At 39.9% G+C, this 19,285-nt stretch carries 19 protein-coding genes; 9 read left to right on the forward strand and 10 right to left on the reverse strand.

What is annotated here, in order from left to right; all coding sequences use genetic code 11:
- The first annotated feature begins 79 nt into the window (after positions 1-79).
- The 3 genes from DRF63_RS05940 to argE are packed head-to-tail and all read left to right on the forward strand — an operon-like array spanning position 80 to position 3,431.
- On the forward strand, positions 80-1,486 hold the full coding sequence (locus DRF63_RS05940; protein ID WP_005597942.1) for a basic amino acid/polyamine antiporter: 1,407 nt from the start codon (positions 80-82) through the stop codon (positions 1,484-1,486).
- 8 nt (positions 1,487-1,494) lie between these two features.
- Positions 1,495-2,274 (forward strand): hypothetical protein, encoded by a 780-nt coding sequence (locus DRF63_RS05945; protein ID WP_043991854.1) that lies wholly within the window; start codon positions 1,495-1,497, stop codon positions 2,272-2,274.
- Positions 2,275-2,288: 14 nt separating this feature from the next.
- Positions 2,289-3,431 carry an acetylornithine deacetylase gene (gene argE / locus DRF63_RS05950; protein WP_005597944.1) on the forward strand — a complete coding sequence of 381 codons (1,143 nt, stop codon included), beginning with the start codon at positions 2,289-2,291 and terminating at the stop codon, positions 3,429-3,431.
- Positions 3,432-3,511: 80 nt separating this feature from the next.
- Here the strand turns inward: argE and DRF63_RS05955 are convergent, their stop codons facing one another.
- Positions 3,512-4,159, reverse strand: a complete 648-nt coding sequence (locus DRF63_RS05955) for an OmpW/AlkL family protein (RefSeq protein WP_005597946.1) — start codon at positions 4,157-4,159, stop codon at positions 3,512-3,514.
- Between the two features lie 260 nt (positions 4,160-4,419).
- Between DRF63_RS05955 and clpB the strand changes: the two genes are divergently transcribed.
- Complete coding sequence (gene clpB / locus DRF63_RS05960; protein WP_005597948.1) at positions 4,420-6,993, forward strand: ATP-dependent chaperone ClpB; 2,574 nt, start codon at positions 4,420-4,422, stop codon at positions 6,991-6,993.
- A 56-nt stretch (positions 6,994-7,049) separates the two neighbouring features.
- Here clpB and arsB read toward each other — a convergent pair whose 3' ends face one another.
- The 6 genes from arsB to purM all read right to left on the reverse strand — a co-directional run bounded on the left by arsB (position 7,050) and on the right by purM (position 11,929).
- Positions 7,050-8,051 (reverse strand): ACR3 family arsenite efflux transporter, encoded by a 1,002-nt coding sequence (gene arsB / locus DRF63_RS05965; protein WP_005597950.1) that lies wholly within the window; start codon positions 8,049-8,051, stop codon positions 7,050-7,052.
- 11 nt (positions 8,052-8,062) lie between these two features.
- The gene (gene arsC / locus DRF63_RS05970; protein ID WP_005619479.1) at positions 8,063-8,467 is read right to left on the reverse strand and encodes an arsenate reductase (glutaredoxin); all 405 of its coding nucleotides are present in this window, start codon (positions 8,465-8,467) and stop codon (positions 8,063-8,065) included.
- 59 nt (positions 8,468-8,526) lie between these two features.
- Complete coding sequence (locus tag DRF63_RS05975) at positions 8,527-8,841, reverse strand: ArsR/SmtB family transcription factor (protein ID WP_005597954.1); 315 nt, start codon at positions 8,839-8,841, stop codon at positions 8,527-8,529.
- 127 nt (positions 8,842-8,968) lie between these two features.
- A complete protein-coding gene (gene aspA / locus DRF63_RS05980; RefSeq protein ID WP_005597956.1) occupies positions 8,969-10,396 on the reverse strand; it encodes an aspartate ammonia-lyase in 1,428 nt (475 codons plus the stop codon).
- Positions 10,397-10,536: 140 nt separating this feature from the next.
- Complete coding sequence (locus tag DRF63_RS05985; RefSeq protein WP_011848529.1) at positions 10,537-10,818, reverse strand: DUF1294 domain-containing protein; 282 nt, start codon at positions 10,816-10,818, stop codon at positions 10,537-10,539.
- A gap of 73 nt (positions 10,819-10,891) precedes the next feature.
- A complete protein-coding gene (gene purM, locus DRF63_RS05990) occupies positions 10,892-11,929 on the reverse strand; it encodes a phosphoribosylformylglycinamidine cyclo-ligase (RefSeq protein ID WP_005597960.1) in 1,038 nt (345 codons plus the stop codon).
- Positions 11,930-12,143: 214 nt separating this feature from the next.
- Between purM and DRF63_RS05995 the strand changes: the two genes are divergently transcribed.
- The 4 genes from DRF63_RS05995 to DRF63_RS06010 all read left to right on the forward strand — a co-directional run bounded on the left by DRF63_RS05995 (position 12,144) and on the right by DRF63_RS06010 (position 15,233).
- Complete coding sequence (locus DRF63_RS05995; RefSeq protein WP_005597963.1) at positions 12,144-13,277, forward strand: family 20 glycosylhydrolase; 1,134 nt, start codon at positions 12,144-12,146, stop codon at positions 13,275-13,277.
- Between the two features lie 147 nt (positions 13,278-13,424).
- Positions 13,425-14,093: a 7-cyano-7-deazaguanine synthase QueC gene (gene queC, locus DRF63_RS06000; protein WP_005597966.1), complete on the forward strand. Its 669-nt coding sequence runs from the start codon at positions 13,425-13,427 to the stop codon at positions 14,091-14,093.
- Positions 14,086-14,508: a 6-carboxytetrahydropterin synthase QueD gene (gene queD, locus DRF63_RS06005; RefSeq protein WP_005597968.1), complete on the forward strand. Its 423-nt coding sequence runs from the start codon at positions 14,086-14,088 to the stop codon at positions 14,506-14,508. The genes queC and queD overlap by 8 nt, the downstream gene beginning before the upstream one ends.
- Positions 14,509-14,600: 92 nt before the next feature.
- Positions 14,601-15,233 (forward strand): 7-carboxy-7-deazaguanine synthase QueE, encoded by a 633-nt coding sequence (locus tag DRF63_RS06010; RefSeq protein WP_005597970.1) that lies wholly within the window; start codon positions 14,601-14,603, stop codon positions 15,231-15,233.
- 140 nt (positions 15,234-15,373) lie between these two features.
- Here the strand turns inward: DRF63_RS06010 and DRF63_RS06015 are convergent, their stop codons facing one another.
- The 3 genes from DRF63_RS06015 to pepA all read right to left on the reverse strand — a co-directional run bounded on the left by DRF63_RS06015 (position 15,374) and on the right by pepA (position 18,099).
- Entirely contained in the window at positions 15,374-15,931 is a 558-nt protein-coding gene (locus DRF63_RS06015) for a hypothetical protein (protein WP_005597972.1), read from the reverse strand.
- A 55-nt stretch (positions 15,932-15,986) separates the two neighbouring features.
- Positions 15,987-16,256, reverse strand: a complete 270-nt coding sequence (locus DRF63_RS06020) for a hypothetical protein (RefSeq protein ID WP_012263095.1) — start codon at positions 16,254-16,256, stop codon at positions 15,987-15,989.
- A gap of 343 nt (positions 16,257-16,599) precedes the next feature.
- Positions 16,600-18,099 carry a leucyl aminopeptidase gene (gene pepA, locus DRF63_RS06025; RefSeq protein ID WP_005597974.1) on the reverse strand — a complete coding sequence of 500 codons (1,500 nt, stop codon included), beginning with the start codon at positions 18,097-18,099 and terminating at the stop codon, positions 16,600-16,602.
- A 367-nt stretch (positions 18,100-18,466) separates the two neighbouring features.
- Here pepA and DRF63_RS06030 point away from each other — a divergent pair, with 367 nt between their 5' ends.
- Positions 18,467-19,282, forward strand: coding sequence for a hypothetical protein (locus DRF63_RS06030; protein WP_005597976.1), 816 nt, complete (start codon positions 18,467-18,469; stop codon positions 19,280-19,282).
- The last annotated feature ends 3 nt before the right edge of the window (positions 19,283-19,285 follow it).

A 19,285-nucleotide genomic window follows, 5' to 3' on the forward strand; every position in this document is an offset into this window, starting at 1 on the left:
CGTGCTTCGGCATTAGAGGATTTTTTATTTTTATGCTAAATTATGCAGTTTGTATGAATAACAATTATAAGGGCATTGCATGTCAAAAGGTAAAATCGGGCTTTTCTCTTTAACCGCATTAGTACTTAGCTCCATGATCGGTTCCGGTATTTTTAGCCTTCCGCAAAATATGGCGGAGGTTGCCGGTGCCGAAGCATTACTTAGCGGTTGGCTTATTACCGGTATCGGAATTATTTTCTTAGGTCTATCTTTCTTTTTTCTCTCTCGTATCAAACCGGAATTGGAAGGCGGCGTCTATACTTACGCTCGCGAAGGCTTCGGCGATTTGGTCGGCGGATTATCCGCTTGGGGCTATTGGCTCTGTACCGCTATCGGCAGTGTCGGCTATTTAGTGGTTGCCTTCGAAGGATTGGGGGCTTTTGTCGATAGCGAAAATCAAACTATTTTCGGGCAAGGTAATACGTTAGCCGCTATTTTGGGGGCTTCAGTTATTGTTTGGGCAGTACATTATCTGATTGCACGAGGTATTCGTGAAGCGGCGTATGTAAACCTGATCGCAACTATCGTAAAAACCTTACCGCTATTTTTATTTATCGGCTTAGCCGTTTGGTTTTTCTCACCGGAGCAATTCGTACAGGATTTTAGCGGCGTTAAACTCGGCACAACCCAATTAGAACAAGTAAAAGGCACAATGTTGATTACCCTTTGGGTGTTTGTCGGAGTGGAAGGGGCTTCCGTACTCTCCGCTCATGCCAAAAAGAAAAGTGATGTCGGCTTAGCCACCATTTTAGGTATTCTGATTACCCTGGTGCTATATGTGGCGATTACCGTGCTTTCACTCGGTATTTTGCCTCGTGAAGTGATTGCCGAAATGCCGAATCCCTCTATGGCAGGGTTAATGGAACAGATGATTGGTACAAGCGGTAAGATTATTATTACTTTCTGCTTGATTGTATCGGTATTGGCTTCTTATATGAGTTGGACGATGTTTTCATCGGAAATCCCTTACCAAGCGGCGAAAACTAAAGTTTTCCCGAAAGTACTAAATCGCACCAATATTAACGGCACACCGATTGCCGGTTTATGGCTAACCAATATCACGATTCAAATTAGTCTGTTGCTCGTATTATTTACCGGCAAAGGTTACAGTATGCTGATTCAGCTTTCGACTACAATGATTCTGGTACCTTATTTCTTAGTCGGCGCTTATTTATTCAAAGTCGCAATGAAACAAAACGAAGCGTGGTATATCAAACTGACCGGTGCGATGGCGTCCGTTTACGGTTTATGGATTGTTTATGCGGCAGGACTAGATTATTTGTTGCTCTCCGTTGTACTCTACGTACCGGGGCTTGCTCTGTTTTTCTATTCTCGTAAACAGAGCGGTGAAAACCTTAATTTAACTCGCTTTGAAAAAAGTTTATTAGCGGTGATTAGTGTGCTTTTTATCGGAGCGGTTTATACTCTGTTCACTAATTCATTCTAGGGCTAAAAATGAAAATAACATTGTTCAAGCAAGTGGTCGCTTTTCTACGGATTTTTGCCAATAAAGTGCTTGAAGTTTCTCACCAATTACAGCATTTTTTTGCGAACGGTTCTTTCGGAATCGCCGTTTATCCGTTGCTGATGCATCCGATTATTCGGGGAAGTACGCGCTTTATTGTGATTCTATTAGCCGTTTTGCTGTCATTTATCGGCGTGTTTTATACACTCGCCGAGTTTGTTTCGGCGTTATTTAGCGAATCTTCGTTGATAACCTATGCCAGACATACCGTTTTAGAATTACTAATCCCGCTTGGTTCGGTAATTGACGGCAAAACCAATAATTTTTCGCCGTTATATCAAGTCATGAATGCGGTATTCAGTCTGCAAGGGTTATGTTTTGCGGTTGCTTATCTTGCAGTAATCTTACAGCTCTCTCGCCGTAAATATTGGTTGTTGGCGTTAATTTTTGCCGCGTTATTTACTATCGGTATGAGCTTGATTCCGTCATCTCAAGCGAAAATAACCGCTGGCGGATTACAAAATTTAGGTGCAAGTCTTACTTATTTATTCGGTAATTTGGCAATTGTTATGGCGGGAATTGATATTGTTAAACCGCAACTTGTTTGGCTACGCCGCTTTAGTATTCAAGCCGGTCTAATCGGCGTACTTTGCGTATTGATCACGATCTTTTTTCCAAATATGCTGACCCCGATACTTGAACGAGTAGCCATCTATGCGGTTATGATTTGGGAAATCCTAGCCGGTCTTGCAATGTTAAAACGTAAATAAAAAGAGAAAATATTATGGCAAACACAAAGTTTATCGAACGTTACCGCAATTTAATTGCACTACCGACTATTTCTAGCTTGGAAGCGGCGGAAGATCAATCTAATAAGCAACTTATCGAATTATTGGCAACTTGGTTGGCGGATTTCGGCTTTAAAACCGAGATTATCCGAGTGGAAGGCAGTCGTGATAAGTACAATTTATTAGCCACTTACGGCGAAGGTGAAGGCGGTTTATTATTAGCCGGTCATACCGATACCGTACCGTTTGACGAAGGAAAATGGACATTTAATCCGTTTACCTTAACCGAACAAGACGGTAAATTCTACGGTTTAGGTACAGCGGATATGAAAGGCTTTTTTGCATTTATTGTCGATGTAGTCAGCCAAATTGATTTAAACAAATTAACTAAACCGTTACGTATCCTCGCAACAGCCGATGAAGAAACCACTATGCTTGGCGCCAGAACCTTCGCTCAACATACGCATATTCGCCCTGATTGTGCGATTATCGGCGAGCCGACTTCTTTAAAACCGATTCGTGCGCATAAAGGGCACGTCGGCGAAGCGGTCAGAATTACCGGCAAAAGCGGTCACTCAAGCAATCCGGATCGCGGCATTAATGCGATTGAATTAATGCACCAAGCAACCGGCTATCTGATGAATATGCGTAATCAATTACGTGAAAAATATCATAATGATCTGTTTAAAGTGCCGTATCCGACGATGAATTTCGGCAATATCCACGGAGGTGATGCGATTAACCGTATTTGTGCCTGTTGTGAATTGCAATTTGATATGCGCCCATTGCCAAATCTGCCGGTCGAAGATTTATATGCGATGGTCAATGAAAATCTAAAACCGATGTTGGAACAATACAGCGATCTGATTGAGATTCGTCATTTACATGACGGAATTCCCGGCTATGAGTGTGAACATTCTGCACAAGTAGTACAAGTGGTTGAAAAACTGTTAGGCGAAAAATGCGATGCGGTAAACTATTGTACCGAAGCACCGTTTATTCAACAGCTCTGCCCGACACTTGTTTTAGGTCCGGGTTCTATCGAACAAGCACACCAGCCGGATGAATTTTTAGAAACAAAATTTATTGAGCCGACTCGTGAATTGCTCACTAAAATGATCCTACATTTTTGTGCTTAACAAGCGGTCGTTTTTCAAGGATTTTTTACAACAAAAAGGGAGCGATTAACGCTCCCTTTCTCATAACAGTTTCAAAATACTTAGAATTTGTAGCTAATACCTGAGAATAATACAACAGGATCTAAAGTAATCGGTGTACTTACATGACCTAATCCCGGAACATCATAATCGGCAGTAGTTTTAATACGTGTGTACCAAGCTGCCGCATTGAATGATAGATTATCCGTTAATTTCACATCAACACCTAAATTCGCAATCGGTGCGACGGAATGCTTTTTAACACGTAAGTTTTGTACCAATTGCGGTTTTAAACTTTCAGCACTGAAAAAACGAGTATAGTTTAAACCGGCACCAACGTATGGACGAACTGTCGCATTAGAATCAAAGAAATAATATTGTAAGTAAAGGCTCGGCGGAAGATGTTTTACTTTTGCCACTTCGCCTAAATCTGTTGCACCTAACTTACCGGTGATTTTGTGAGAAAACGGTGTTGCCGCTAATAATTCAAGACCTAAATTATCACTTAACATATAGGTACCGGTTAAACCAAGCTGAATATTATTATTTACATCTAAGTTTACGTCCGCCCCGGTTTGATAATCCGAACTTGAATTTGCAATCACACCGATCGCACCGGCACGGAAAATCACATCGCCCGCTTGATGTGCCATTGCCGAATCCGCTAATAACGCACCGCCTAATACTGCCGCTAATACTGCTTTTTTCATTTTGACCTCTTAATATTTTCTTAAAAATAAAAAAGTAACCAATTCGTTACGTTAATAACATTCTAAGAACAATTCGGCTAACTTTTATTGACAAGAATCAAATATACGCCATTTTTATACCTAAAATGGGGTATCAACTTATTTTTTGTGATCTTTTTCACATTTTTACTTGAAATAATCTTGACTAGCTCCATTTATTAAAACGTTGAAGCGGTATAAATTCTGCTCGATACAAATTAATGAAATTTAGGAGTAAAAATATGAATTTCGAAAAATTTACTACCAAATTGCAAGAAGCCCTTGCAGAAGCACAATCGTTAGCTATCGGAAAAGATAATAACTATATTGAACCGGCACATTTACTTTATGCGTTAGTCAAACAACCGGACGGCTCTATCGCCCCGCTATTTACTGCACTTAATGTACAACCGCAACGTATTTTGAGTGAATTAGAGACGATTTTAAACCGCTTACCGACCGTATCCGGCGGTACAACCCAACCGTCACAACAATTAATTCGCCTGTTAAATCAATGCGATAAACTAGCGCAGCAATTCGGTGACAGCTTTATTTCATCGGAATTATTCGTGCTTGCCGCACTGGACGATAACGGCGATTTAGGCAAATTATTAAAACAATTTGGCTTGACTAAAGAAAAAGTAAACGCAGCCATCAGCCAAATTCGAGGAGGAGAAAACGTGAATAATCAAAACGCAGAAGAAACCAGACAGGCCCTTCAAAAATATACTATCGATCTCACAGAAAGAGCCAAAGCCGGTAAATTAGATCCGGTCATCGGGCGTGATGAAGAAATCCGCCGTGCAGTACAAGTTTTACAACGCCGTACTAAAAATAACCCGGTATTAATCGGTGAACCTGGGGTCGGTAAAACTGCGATCGTAGAAGGCTTGGCACAACGTATCGTCAACGGCGAAGTGCCGGAAGGTTTAAAAAATAAACGTGTACTTTCTCTCGATATGGGCGCATTAATTGCTGGTGCAAAATATCGCGGCGAATTTGAAGAACGTCTAAAAGCGGTACTTAACGAATTAGCCAAAGAAGAAGGTCAGGTTATCTTATTTATTGATGAAATTCACACCATGGTCGGTGCGGGTAAAACAGACGGCGCAATGGATGCCGGTAACTTACTCAAGCCGTCACTTGCTCGCGGCGAATTACATTGCGTTGGGGCAACTACGTTAGACGAATACCGCCAATATATCGAAAAAGATGCGGCACTTGAACGTCGTTTCCAAAAAGTATTAGTGGACGAACCGACCGTTGAGGATACGATTGCAATTTTACGCGGCTTGAAAGAACGTTATGAAATTCATCACCACGTACAAATTATCGACCCGGCAATTGTCGCGGCGGCAACGCTTTCGCACCGTTATATTTCCGACCGCCAATTACCGGATAAAGCGATCGATTTAATTGATGAAGCCGCATCCAGTTTACGTATGGAAATCGATTCTAAACCTGAGCCGTTGGATAAACTTGAACGCCGTATTATTCAACTTAAATTGGAACGCCAAGCGTTACAAAAAGAGGAAGATGAAGCAAGCCGCCAACGTCTTGCAAAATTAGATGAAGAATTGACCGCTCGCGAGCGTGAATATTCCGAATTGGAAGAAGTTTGGAAAGCGGAGAAATCAGCATTACTCGGTACGCAACATATCAAAACTGAGTTAGAAAATGCCCGTATCGAAATGGATCAGGCTCGCCGTGAAAATAATTTCGAGAAAATGTCCGAATTGCAATACGGTAAAATTCCGGCATTGGAAAAACAATTACACGAAGCGGTAAAACGCGAGGAAGAAGGCAGTGAAAATCAACTGCTTCGTGCCAAAGTCACCGAGGAGGAAATCGCAGAAGTGCTTTCAAAAGCGACCGGTATTCCGGTTTCCAAAATGATGGAAGGCGAAAAAGAAAAACTATTGCGTATGGAAGAAGTGTTACACAGCCGTGTCATCGGACAAAATGAAGCGGTAGAAGCGGTGGCAAATGCAATTCGCCGTAGCCGTGCCGGATTGTCGGATCCGAATCGTCCGATCGGTTCGTTCTTATTCCTTGGCCCGACCGGGGTCGGTAAGACCGAACTTTGCAAAACCTTGGCGAATTTCCTATTCGATGATCCTGATGCGATGGTACGTATCGATATGTCGGAATTTATGGAAAAACACAGCGTTTCTCGTTTAGTCGGCGCACCTCCGGGCTATGTCGGTTATGAAGAAGGCGGTTATTTAACCGAAGCGGTTCGCCGCCGTCCATATTCGGTAGTATTACTCGATGAAGTGGAAAAAGCGCACCCTGACGTGTTTAATATCTTGCTTCAAGTGTTGGATGACGGTCGTTTAACCGATGGTCAAGGTCGTACGGTGGATTTTCGTAATACGGTAGTAATTATGACCTCAAACTTAGGTTCACATTTAATCCAAGAAAATCCGGAATTAGATTATGCTGGAATGAAAGAAGTAGTGATGTCAGTGGTAGGACAACATTTCCGTCCTGAATTTATCAACCGTATTGATGAAACTGTGGTGTTCCACCCACTTGGTCAAGCACATATCCGTGCGATTGCTCGCATTCAGTTACAACGTTTAATCGCTCGCCTTGCGGAACGCGGTTACGAAGTAACAGTTACCGATGCGGCATTAGACCATATCGGCAAAGCCGGCTTTGACCCGTTATTCGGTGCAAGACCGCTCAAACGTGCGATTCAGCAAGAGCTTGAAAATCCGCTTTCACAACAGATCTTAAGCGGCAAATTATTACCGAACAGCCCAGTTGTGGTGGACTATCAAAATGACCGATTAAGCATTAGCAACAGCTAATTCCATAAACAAGCGGTCGAGTTTGCAGAAATTTTGCAAATTCGACCGCTTTTCTTTTAGGCGTTATGGCGATTAATCCACCAAACTAACGACAGCATAACCGGCACTTCAACCAACACGCCGACTACCGTTGCTAAAGCGGCACCGGAATGTAAGCCAAACAATGAAATCGCAACAGCCACCGCTAATTCAAAGAAATTACTGGTACCGATTAAACAAGCCGGCGCAGCAATTTCTTTTGGTAAATTTAACCATTTCGAAACTAAATGGCTAAGAAAGAAAATACCGTATGTCTGAACCAATAACGGAATTGCAATCAGTACAATAATCAGCGGATTGGCTAAGATTGTTTCCGCTTGGAATGCAAATAATAACACTACGGTTAAGATCAGCCCCATCATTGAAAACGGCTTTAATTTGTTACCAAATTGGGAAATAGAGCGGTTAGATTTCAGCAAAATTTTGCGAGTAGCACTGCCTGCTATTAACGGCAATACCACATAAAGTAACGTGCTATATAACAATGTTTCCCAAGGAATCGTAATATCACTCACCCCTAACAGAAAACCTGCGATCGGTGCAAAAGCGAAAATCATAATAATGTCATTCACCGATACTTGCACCAACGTATAATTCGGGTCTCCTTTTACTAATTGAGACCAAACAAAAACCATTGCGGTACAAGGTGCAACGCCAAGTAAGATCATACCTGCGATATATTCCTGAGCCGTTTGCGGTTCAACCCATGCAGCAAATAAAAAGCGGAAAAATAACCAACCGATTAATGCCATCGTAAACGGCTTAATTAACCAATTTACTACGATTGTCATTGCTAAACCTTTCGGCTTTTTACCCACATCTTTGATTGCAGACCAGTCAATTTGAATCATCATCGGGTAAATCATCAACCAAATTAATACCGCTACCGGCAAATTGATATGTGCGATTTCCAATAACGCTACTTTTTCGACCACTTGCGGAAATGCTATACCTAATGCAACTCCAGCTGTAATAGCTAAAGCAACCCAAATTGTTAAAAATCGTTCAAAAATTCCCATATATTTCTTCCTTATAACTCAATCACTCCACCATCTTCTTTAATAAAAGGTTTATCCAATGAAACCGGTGAAATTTCTAAAAACTTTTCAGATGGGCGACAAAGTCGAACACCTTTGCTTGTGATAACAATAGGACGATTAATCAAAATCGGTTCGGCAAGCATTGCAGCAATCAACTCGTCATCACTCAATTCCATGCGACTTAAATTTAATGTTTCGTAGGGAGGTACATTCGTCCGAAGCAGATCTCGCACACGAATCCCTATTTCTGAAATTAGGTTTCGTAGTGTAACCTCATCGGGAGGCGTTTCGAGGTAGTGTATGATCGTTGGTTCAATCCCTAAGTGGCGAATAAGAGCTAGTGTATTACGTGAAGTTCCACATTTTGGATTATGATAAATCGTAACTTTTTCCATATTTTCTCCAATATTTCAATATTTATTGAAATGTTAAGGTAAAAAATTTTGTGGGCATTTCACCCACAAAATTTGCAATTCGGATCATCGCTTTCTTTACAACAATTCGTGGTTAAAAAAGCCACCAGTTCCACCATGAGTGCTAAATTTGCATAATAATGCACAAATCTACCCGCTTGTCGGCTATGAATTAGTCCGGCAAGCGTAAGTGTTTTTAAATGAAATGAAAGATTGTTCGGTGCAATATTAAGCTGTTTCGCTAAATCGCCTGCAATCATTCCCTTGCTCCCTTGTGCCGAGAGAGCCTGAAAAATTTGCAATCGTACCGGAGAGCTAAGTGTGCCAAATAATTGGCTTACGTATTCTGTTTTCATAACAATATTATAACAAGCTTATTGAATATTTCAATAACCATTGAAATATTCAATAAAAAAATAGCGGTCGTCTTTGCAAAAAATAACAAAATACGACCGCTTGTCAGTTTATAAAACTAAGCTGAAACTACTCTTCTTCAGTAAATTTCGCCGCTTTATAAGTCGGGTTCATTAAGTTTTCAACTGAAAGAATATCGTCTAATTGCACTTCTGTGAGTAAGCCGCGTTCTAATACCACTTCACGTACGCCTCTGCCGGTTGTTGCACAGATTTTACCAACAATATCACCGTTATGGTGACCGATAAACGGATTGAGGTAAGTGACGATACCGATTGAATTAAATACGAAGTTTTCACAGATTTCTTTATTGACCGTGATGCCGTCGATACATTTATCACGTAAATTCACACAAGCGTTGGCAAGAATGTCGATAGATTCAAACATCGCTTGACCGATTACCGGTTCCATTACGTTTAATTGTAACTGACCTGCTTCCGCTGCAAAGGTTACGGTCGTGTCATTACCAATTACTTTAAAACAAACTTGGTTCACAACTTCCGGCACAACCGGGTTTACTTTTGCCGGCATAATTGAAGAACCTGCTTGTAATTCCGGTAAATTGATTTCATTTAAACCGGCACGTGGGCCTGATGAAAGTAAACGTAAGTCGTTACATACTTTTGAAAGTTTAACCGCCGTACGTTTTAACGCACCGTGAACCATTACATAAGCACCACAGTCTGAAGTCGCTTCAATTAAGTTCTCTGATAAAACACAAGGTAAACCGGTTACTTCCGATAAATGTTTAACCACTAATTCCGAATAACCTTCCGGTGTATTTAAACCTGTACCGATTGCGGTTGCGCCTAAATTCACTTCTAACAATAATTTAGCGGTACGTTTTAAATTACGTACTTCTTCTTCCAATAACACAGCGAAAGCTTTAAATTCCTGACCGACTGTCATTGGTACCGCATCTTGTAACTGAGTACGGCCCATTTTTAACACGTCTTTAAATTCTTCCGCTTTTGCTTCGAAGCCTTTTTGTAAATAACGGACTTTTTTAATTAAATGCAAGATACTGTTATAGACCGCAATACGGAAACCGGTCGGATAAGCATCATTGGTTGATTGGCTTGCATTCACATGATCCATCGGGTTAATCACGCTATATTCGCCTTTTTTATGACCTAATAACTCTAAAGCTAAATTTGCTACTACTTCATTAGTATTCATATTAACCGATGTACCGGCACCACCTTGATATACATCTGATGGGAACTGATCCATACAGCGGCCTTTCACTAAAATTTCGTCACAAGCCTCGACAATCGCTTTCGCAATTTTTTTCGGAATCGCACCTAATTCACCGTTCGCTAATGCGGTCGCTTTTTTTACCATTACCATACCGCGAACAAATTCCGGTACATCCGAAATAGTATTTTTTGAAATATTAAAATTCTCAACCGCTCTTAGTGTGTGGATACCCCAATAAGCTTCTGCAGGTACTTCTCTTTCGCCTAATAAATCCACTTCAACACGTACATTACTCATAAATTCACCTCAATAAATTAAAATAACAGGTACTAAATTTGGTGGAGATCATAATGATTTTGTATAAAAAGAAATGTGATTTAGATCACATTTTATAGACTGCGATATAGGATATAAATTGGGGTTTCGGATTAGAAATTCTAATGATTAAAAATGAGGAAATAGTAAATCAACGGCAGTCCGAACAGCCAAAATAAGCAAGAAGTTATCACTGCCGCATGAAACTGCCAATGCTTAGTTTTATGACGAATATATTTCATCGCCAAAAAAGTCCCGATAAAACCGCCGGCAAAACATAGGAAAAATAAATTAGATTCCGGAACCCGCCATGTTTTATTGACCGATTTTTGCTTATCGATATACACCAGATAGAAACTGATGAGATTGATCATAAGAAAGTAAATTGAAAGAAAAATCGCCATTACAAAAAACTCCTAGAAAAAAACCGCTTGTAGTATAGCTACAAGCGGCTCGATTTCTGAATGTTTTTACAAACTAGATGATTTCAACTTGTTCCGAACCTTCACCTAGGTTTTCAATTTTACCGATTACCCAAGCGTTTTCGCCCGCTTGTTTTAATACGGCTAATGCGGTTTCAATGTCTTTTTCCGGTAATGCGATAACCATACCGACACCGCAGTTAAAGGTACGATACATTTCATAACGACTGATGTTACCTTTTTCTTGTAACCATTTGAATGCCGCCGGCCATTCCCATGATTTTTCATCGATGACCGCTTTTGCAGTCGCTGGAAGTACGCGTGGAATATTTTCCCAGAAACCGCCGCCGGTTAAGTGAGCGATAGCGTGCACATCCGCTTGTTTAATCAGTTGAAGTACCGATTTTACATAGATTTTGGTCGGTGCGAGTAAATGCTCGCTTAACGGTTTACCTTCTAATGTATCGGTTGCCGGATTCGCACCGCTTACTTCAATCACTTTACGAATTAATGAGTAACCGTTTGAGTGAGGGCCGCTTGAAGCCAATGCAAGTAATACGTCCCCCGCTTTTACTGCGGAACCGTCGATAATTTCGGATTTTTCTACTACGCCTACGCAGAAGCCGGCTAAGTCGTAGTCACCTTCGTGATACATACCCGGCATTTCCGCCGTTTCTCCGCCGACTAACGCACAGCCTGAAATTTCGCAACCGTCCGCAATACCTTTGATTACATCCGCCGCAACGTCCACTTCTAATTTACCGGTCGCATAGTAATCTAAGAAGAATAGCGGCTCCGCACCTTGAACCACTAAATCGTTTACGCACATCGCCACTAAATCTTGACCGATAGTGTCGTGTTTGTTGAGGTCAATCGCTAAACGTAATTTCGTACCGACACCGTCAGTACCCGATACTAAAATAGGTTCTTTATATTTAGTCGGTAGTGCGCATAACGCTCCGAAACCGCCTAAACCGCCCATAACTTCCGGACGGCGAGTACGTTTCACATCGCCTTTAATACGTTCTACTAATTCGTTACCGGCATGAATATCTACGCCGGCGTCTTTATAACTAAGTTGTGTATTGCTCACAGATAACCTCAACAAAAATAAGAAAATGCAACTTATTATAACACAATGCAATCGTTTGCGTGAATAAGGTAACATAAAATTATACGGATAAAAAATTCATTCCGCCTATTTCGGCGAATTCTCAACGCTTCGGCTCATTAGACAAGTAAAAAAATTGAGAATTATTTTCCGCAAAACGAGTCTATACTCTACCTCTAAATTTTTAAACCTCATTATGAAAAAAGCAATTACTTTATTTACATTATTATGCGCGGTACTTCTCTCATTCAGTACCGCAACTTATGCAAACGCTATGGACTTACCTAAAAAAGAAAGCGGTCTGACGTTAGATATCGCACGTCGTTTCTATACCGTTGATACGATAAAACAATTTATTGATACGATTCATCAGGCGGGTGGCACTTTTCTGCATTTACATTTTTCCGATCACGAGAATTATGCATTGGAAAGTTCTTATTTGGAACAACGAGAAGAAAATGCGACCGAGAAAAACGGAACCTATTTCAATCCGAAAACAAATAAGCCGTTTCTCACTTATAAACAGCTCAATGAAATTATCTATTATGCCAAAGAACGAAATATTGAAATTGTGCCTGAAGTCGATAGCCCGAATCATATGACGGCGATTTTTGATCTTTTAACCCTTAAGCACGGAAAGGAATACGTAAAAGGGCTAAAATCGCCTTATATCGCCGAGGAAATCGATATTAATAACCCCGAAGCGGTTGAAGTTATTAAAACCTTAATCGGTGAAGTGATTTATATTTTCGGACATTCAAGCCGACATTTCCATATCGGCGGAGATGAATTTAGCTATGCGGTCGAAAATAATCATGAATTTATTCGGTATGTGAATACCTTAAATGATTTTATCAATTCCAAAGGGCTAATTACCCGTGTTTGGAATGACGGTTTGATCAAAAACAACTTAAGCGAACTCAATAAAAACATTGAAATCACTTACTGGAGCTACGACGGTGACGCTCAAGCCAAAGAAGATATTCAATATCGACGTGAAATAAGAGCCGATTTGCCCGAACTGCTGGCAAACGGTTTTAAGGTTTTAAACTATAATTCTTATTATTTATACTTTGTGCCTAAATCCGGTTCTAATATTCACAATGACGGTAAATATGCGGCTGAAGACGTATTAAATAACTGGACATTAGGTAAATGGGACGGAAAAAACAGCTCAAATCACGTACAAAATACGCAGAATATTATCGGTTCTTCTTTGTCGATTTGGGGGGAACGTTCCAGCGCATTAAATGAACAAACTATTCAGCAAGCCTCTAAAAATTTATTAAAAGCGGTGATCCAAAAAACTAATGATCCGAAATCGCATTAGAAAATCATTGGAAATTCTGCTACTATAGCCTCTCGACAAGCGGTCTCTTTTTGCAAAAAAATTGCAAATTCAGACCGCTTATTCTTTCGTGGTTCGCAAACCTCCCACGCCAAAGATTCTCTTTGAAATCAAAACTAAGGATACAAAATGAATTCAACCCCAAAAGCCGTCGTGATCTTTTCCGGCGGACAAGACTCTACGACTTGTCTTTTCCAGGCCATTCAAGAATTTGGTGTGGAAAATGTCGAAGTGGTAACCTTTCAATATGGTCAGCGTCATGCGATTGAGCTGGAAAAAGCGGCATGGATAGCGAAAGATCTCGGTGTGAAACAAACGCTGATTGATACTTCCGTGATCAAAGCCATCACATCTAATGCGATGATGGAAGAACGCGAAATTAAACAAGAAGGCAATACGCCGAATACCTTTGTTGATGGTCGTAATGCACTGTTTTTACTTTACACCGCTATTTACGCCAAAGGACAAGGCATCCGAACCATTTTTACCGGTGTATGCGAAACCGACTTTAGCGGTTATCCGGACTGCCGAGATGTGTTTGTGAAGTCGATGAATGTAACCCTCAATCTTGCGATGGACTATAATTTCAATATTCGCACACCGCTGATGTACCTGACTAAAAAACAAACTTGGGCATTAGCCGATAAGCTTGGTGCGTTCGATTATATCAGACAACACACCCACACCTGCTATTTAGGCGTAGAAGGCGGTTGTCACACTTGCCCAAGCTGCGTGTTACGTGAAAAAGGGCTTAACGAATATCTATCAGAAAAAACAAGCGGTCAAAAAAATGTTTAAAATTGCAAAAGAATTTAGTTTCGATATGGCACATATGCTCGACGGGCACGACGGCAAATGCCAAAACTTACACGGACACACTTATAAACTTCAGGTGGAAGTTAGCGGCGACTTAGTTGCCGAGGGCGCAAAACGAAGCATGGTAATGGATTATGCCGATTTAAAATCGGTGGTAAAACGTGAAATCTTAGACCCGATGGATCACGCCTATATCTACAATTTAAACAGCGAGAGAGAAAGCCAAGTCGCTAAACTGTTAGTCGATTTAAACTCTAAAGTTTACGGTATTCCAAGTCGCACGACGGCAGAAGAAATGGCAAAATATATGTTTGAAAAACTGGAAAAAGCCGGTTTACCGGTCAGTTTAATTCGCCTTTGGGAAACGCCGACTTCATATTGCGAATATTCTCGTTAAGCATTCCCATCTCAATAAATATAGAGCATAAATCTTAGCCTAGATATTTCCCCTCTTTAGTAAAGAGGGGTGATGGGAGATTTGTAAAAATTATGACAAATACTATTTTTACGACAACGGCTTTTCCGATTGTCGAAATCTTTGAAAGCCTGCAAGGCGAGGGCTTTAACACCGGCTTACCCTGCATTTTCGTGCGTTTAGGCAAATGTAATCTTGCTTGCCCATGGTGCGATACCAACTATAACGAATACGAAAAATGGAGCGTGGCGAAAATTCTTGAACGAGTAAAATCTTATTCCGCCAAGAATATTATCATTACCGGTGGCGAGCCGACAATGTATGCCAATTTAAGCGTATTGCTTGATGTATTTAAAGCGGAAGGTTATTGGTTAGCGATTGAAACGAACGGCTTAAAAGCCGTACCGAAACAGATTGATTATATCGCTACCAGCCCGAAACTGATGTATCAAGAAAAATATTTGAGAGAATGTATTTCATTTGCTAACGAAGTCCGTATCGTGGTGGATAAAGGCGATGTACAAAGTTTTTGCGAACAAATCGAAACACAAATTACCGCTGAACATTACTACCTTTCTCCTTGCGAAGTGGACGGCAAAATGAATTTATTGGAAACCATTACCCAACTCGGTATTTTGAATCAACGAGCCTATAAACCGAAATGGCAACTGAGTTTACAAACACATAAACTGGTCGGTATTGAATAATATTCATATGGTAAAGGCATCGAAGATTTCTTCCGATGCCTTTTTTGTTTTTAGGATGTAAAAATATCAATCATTATTTAGAATAAGTTAATCACTTAATATTCTTATTTTTTACCAAAAATAAGAATATATAAATAGAACTAAAAATTTTCTCCTTTAAAGTCTTGCACATTAAACAATACTTTTAACTTTTTATGTATAGTAGGAATCTCTACTTCTATTTGCGACGATTTTTTTAACAACTCGATAAAAATATTTGCCTCCTCTTTAATACTAATGTATTTATCAGTTAGTTTATGTATCTTAAAATGATATAGGTTTTCTTTATCAAAAATAACTTTCAACTTATCTCCTTTTCTCATTGAAAAAACATTAGAGCCAACTTCTGAAAATGAAATCATTTTATAGCTATCAAAACTATCAATATACAGTACGATACTCTTACTTTCATCAGTATAACCATTAGAAAACTTTGTAGCTTCGTAAGAATAATGCTGATCTGAAAGATTTAACCATCTTTTATATAACCATATATGTTCAATATTAGCATAAGTATCTTCAGCACACTTATCTTTATCCGCTTGATTCTTACATAAAGAATAGCTATATATCACTTTATCAATAAATTCTTTTGTTAGCGGTTCGCTCATTACTTTCGAATTAAATAATATTAACAAAGACAATAAAAATAATCGCATAATTTCTCCTTTAAACAATAACGTAGTTTAGTATATTAAACCATGCAAAGTTTCATTACATCAAAACATGGCGTTCAAGCGTTAATCCACTAACATTATCAGCTATAATGACGTCATAAAACGAAATATTAACTCTTATAGAACTAATAAATTTAGGGTACTTACTCCTGTTAATAATAATATGATTCTGCCACTTATCGATATGTCTTTGATGGTCAGATAGCCGATCATCTATAAAAAAATGAATGGTATGTAGTACCTTTCTATCATTATTAAGCTCATCATACTGAAAATGACTAGATACATCTGTAGTGTAATATGCCATAAAAAGTCTCCTTAAAATATAACTAAATAAAAATCACTATGCTGTTAATAAAATCAGATAATTTTATTAACGGTATTACTCTTTTATATTAAAATTGTCAATATTTCAATAAAATAAATTTATTGGAAACCATTATCCAACCGCACTTGCAGAATCTACTAATAGATAACTGAATAAACCTGTTGTGATACCTACTGCAACACGAGGAACTAAATCCGTCAATCGTACATCTAAACCGACTCAAACTTTTTACATAAAAACACACATCCTACTATCTATTGAACAAAAAGCCCTCAAATATCACTACCTGAGGGCTTGTAAATTTTTATGAAAAGTCAACCGCTTATTGATTATTAGCTTTATTAATCAAGAATTGGCTTAGCAGTGAAACCGGTCTACCCGTGGCACCTTTTGCTACACCTGATTTCCAAGCGGTACCGGCAATATCTAAATGCGCCCAAACATATTTTTTGGTGAAGTTTGATAGGAGCTGTCCGGCAGTAATTGCCCCGCCTAAACGTCCACCGATATTTGCTAGATCGGCAAAATTCGATTTAAGCTGTTCTTGATACTCTTCACCTAACGGTAAACGCCATGCTTTATCGTCCGCTTGTTCCGCCGCATTTAATAAATCATTTGCTAGAACATTACTGGTGGACATTAATCCGCTGTTGTGTGCGCCAAGCGCAATCATACAAGCGCCGGTTAGCGTTGCCATATCAATGACTAATTCAGGCTCGAAGCGTTCTACATAAGTCAGCGTATCACACAGCACTAAACGACCTTCCGCATCGGTATTCAACACTTCTACGGTTAAACCGTTCATCGTAGTCAGAATATCTCCCGGGCGATAGGCATTGCCGTCCGGCATATTCTCACAGCCTGCCAGCACGCCGATAACGTTCAGCGGTAATTTCATTTCCGCTAACGCTTTCATCGTACCGTAAACCGAAGCGGCACCGCCCATATCATATTTCATTTCATCCATTGAATCGGACGGTTTAATCGAAATACCGCCCGAGTCGAAAGTCAGTCCTTTACCCACTAAGACGATTGGTTTGGCATCGGGATTCGGATGATTTTTATATTCGATTACCGATAAATACGCCGGATTCTGCGAACCGCGCGAAACCGCCAAATAAGCATTCATCCCTAATGCCGCCATTTCCGCTTCATCAATTACCGTGGTACGAATATTGTCATATTCTGCGGCTAAGCCTTTTGCCAATTCGGCAAGATACGCCGGATTACAAACGTTCGGCGGGCAGTTTGCGACGTTTTTCGCAAAGGCAACACCGGTTGAGATCGCTTTACCGTGTTCTAACGCACGTTCCGCATCGGCTAAATCCTTACGGTTCGCGACGTTAAAAATCACACGACGGAATTCTCGGCGCACTTCCGGCTTAATGCTTTTGAAATCGTTATAGCTGTATAAACTTTCTTGAATCGCTTCAATCGCAAAACGAACATTCCAATAACTTGTACGACCTTTTACGTGTAATTCGGTCAGAAAACAAACTACTTCCATCGAACCCGTTTCACTGACGGCTTGTACCATTTTTTGGATAATTTGTTTATATTGGCGTTCGGTTAATTCTCTTTCTTTTCCGCAACCGACCAATAACACGCGATCAGCAGGTACGTTAGGTACATTATGCAGTAAAAGCGTTTGCCCCGCCTTGCCTTCCAAATCGCCACGACGTAATAACGTGCTGATATAGCCTTCACTTAACTTGTCTAATTGTTCTGCCGCCGCAGATAAACGGCGAGGCTCGTACACGCCGACCACTAAACAGGCAGTACGTTGTTTTTCGACACTACCGTTTTTTACGCTAAATTCCATTCGTAACTCCTTTATTGTAAAAACCAAGGCTAAAGTAACTTTCTCGCTACTCATATTACGAATAAGCTACCGATTTATCTAAAAAATTACAAGCAGAAAATCATAGAAATGAGAAGTTTCTTCTAAAATATGCGAAAACTTTAATAAAGTACTTATTTCCCTATAAATAACCTAAAAGATTCATAGAGTTACTCTTATTAAACCCGCATAAAACCTCTCCTTACGTCATAAATGATTCGGAGCGGTATTTGTCTTTTAAATCACTTATTCTATACTTTATAATATCTGCGCCTTACCGAATGAATTTTATCGGTAAAACATTTATCTTACCCCATCATGACATTATTACCATTAACGGGAAATTGATATGAAAAAATTACTCCGTAACGTTCTTCTCTCCGGTATGTTATTTATTTTTTTACCGACTCAAGTTATTGCCGACGACAATTCCGTTTTCAGCCGCTATGAACAGGCCAAGTTAAAAATCACCTATCAAGGAGAAGTCGGTAACTTATTGCAACAGCTGGCACAACGTTTAAAAATCGGCTTTATTGTTTATGAATTGGATACGGCGCATAAAGTTTCCATATCCAATAAAGAAGACACCGCAATTAAGACGCTTATTCAACAACTTAGCGCACAAATGCCCGATGCCGATATTCGTTTTGAGAAAATTGAAGATCGTCTGTTTCTAGTCGCATCAAAAAAACAAACGGCACCGTTAATTACCCATAAACCGGTTCCGGAGCAATTTATCGGAGAAGCGACGTTTTCTTCCGATAACGAAAGCGGCTCAAACGATGCGAATACGCAAGTAACGCATAACACGCCCGATTTAACCAGCGAGAGTGCCCGTAAACTAAAAAGCATTATCGATACGGTAACCAATCAAGACGTTATCGCTCAATATAAATCTAAAAAAGCACCGCAATATCAAGTTACCAGCAAAGAAAAACTCGGTTTACAAAATATCCGTGTAACGCCGTTAGGTACTTTCTTAGTGTTTAATGACGATATCGATATCAATACGCTGACTTTAAAGGGTACGTTTGAAAACAGTGCTCAACACGATAACTTGATCGCGATTTCTCACAAAGACCAAGTCGCTCCGAATCGAATCGAGGTGGTTAATCGTGAGGGAAAAAAATTAGTGTTAAAAAAATCTACGACTAAAAACCGATAATCT

The sequence above is a fragment of the Actinobacillus pleuropneumoniae genome, assembly GCF_003290385.1.
Taxonomy (GTDB): Bacteria; Pseudomonadota; Gammaproteobacteria; order Enterobacterales; family Pasteurellaceae; genus Actinobacillus; species Actinobacillus lignieresii.

Coding starts and splice junctions, on each gene's coding strand:
- DRF63_RS05940 (WP_005597942.1), top strand. CDS start 80: ATGTCAAAAGGTAAAATCGGGCTTTTCTCTTTAACCGCATTAGTACTT.
- DRF63_RS05945 (WP_043991854.1), top strand. CDS start 1,495: ATGAAAATAACATTGTTCAAGCAAGTGGTCGCTTTTCTACGGATTTTT.
- argE (WP_005597944.1), top strand. CDS start 2,289: ATGGCAAACACAAAGTTTATCGAACGTTACCGCAATTTAATTGCACTA.
- DRF63_RS05955 (WP_005597946.1), bottom strand. CDS start 4,159: ATGAAAAAAGCAGTATTAGCGGCAGTATTAGGCGGTGCGTTATTAGCG.
- clpB (WP_005597948.1), top strand. CDS start 4,420: ATGAATTTCGAAAAATTTACTACCAAATTGCAAGAAGCCCTTGCAGAA.
- arsB (WP_005597950.1), bottom strand. CDS start 8,051: ATGGGAATTTTTGAACGATTTTTAACAATTTGGGTTGCTTTAGCTATT.
- arsC (WP_005619479.1), bottom strand. CDS start 8,467: ATGGAAAAAGTTACGATTTATCATAATCCAAAATGTGGAACTTCACGT.
- DRF63_RS05975 (WP_005597954.1), bottom strand. CDS start 8,841: ATGAAAACAGAATACGTAAGCCAATTATTTGGCACACTTAGCTCTCCG.
- aspA (WP_005597956.1), bottom strand. CDS start 10,396: ATGAGTAATGTACGTGTTGAAGTGGATTTATTAGGCGAAAGAGAAGTA.
- DRF63_RS05985 (WP_011848529.1), bottom strand. CDS start 10,818: ATGGCGATTTTTCTTTCAATTTACTTTCTTATGATCAATCTCATCAGT.
- DRF63_RS05995 (WP_005597963.1), top strand. CDS start 12,144: ATGAAAAAAGCAATTACTTTATTTACATTATTATGCGCGGTACTTCTC.
- queC (WP_005597966.1), top strand. CDS start 13,425: ATGAATTCAACCCCAAAAGCCGTCGTGATCTTTTCCGGCGGACAAGAC.
- queD (WP_005597968.1), top strand. CDS start 14,086: ATGTTTAAAATTGCAAAAGAATTTAGTTTCGATATGGCACATATGCTC.
- DRF63_RS06010 (WP_005597970.1), top strand. CDS start 14,601: ATGACAAATACTATTTTTACGACAACGGCTTTTCCGATTGTCGAAATC.
- DRF63_RS06015 (WP_005597972.1), bottom strand. CDS start 15,931: ATGCGATTATTTTTATTGTCTTTGTTAATATTATTTAATTCGAAAGTA.
- DRF63_RS06020 (WP_012263095.1), bottom strand. CDS start 16,256: ATGGCATATTACACTACAGATGTATCTAGTCATTTTCAGTATGATGAG.
- pepA (WP_005597974.1), bottom strand. CDS start 18,099: ATGGAATTTAGCGTAAAAAACGGTAGTGTCGAAAAACAACGTACTGCC.
- DRF63_RS06030 (WP_005597976.1), top strand. CDS start 18,467: ATGAAAAAATTACTCCGTAACGTTCTTCTCTCCGGTATGTTATTTATT.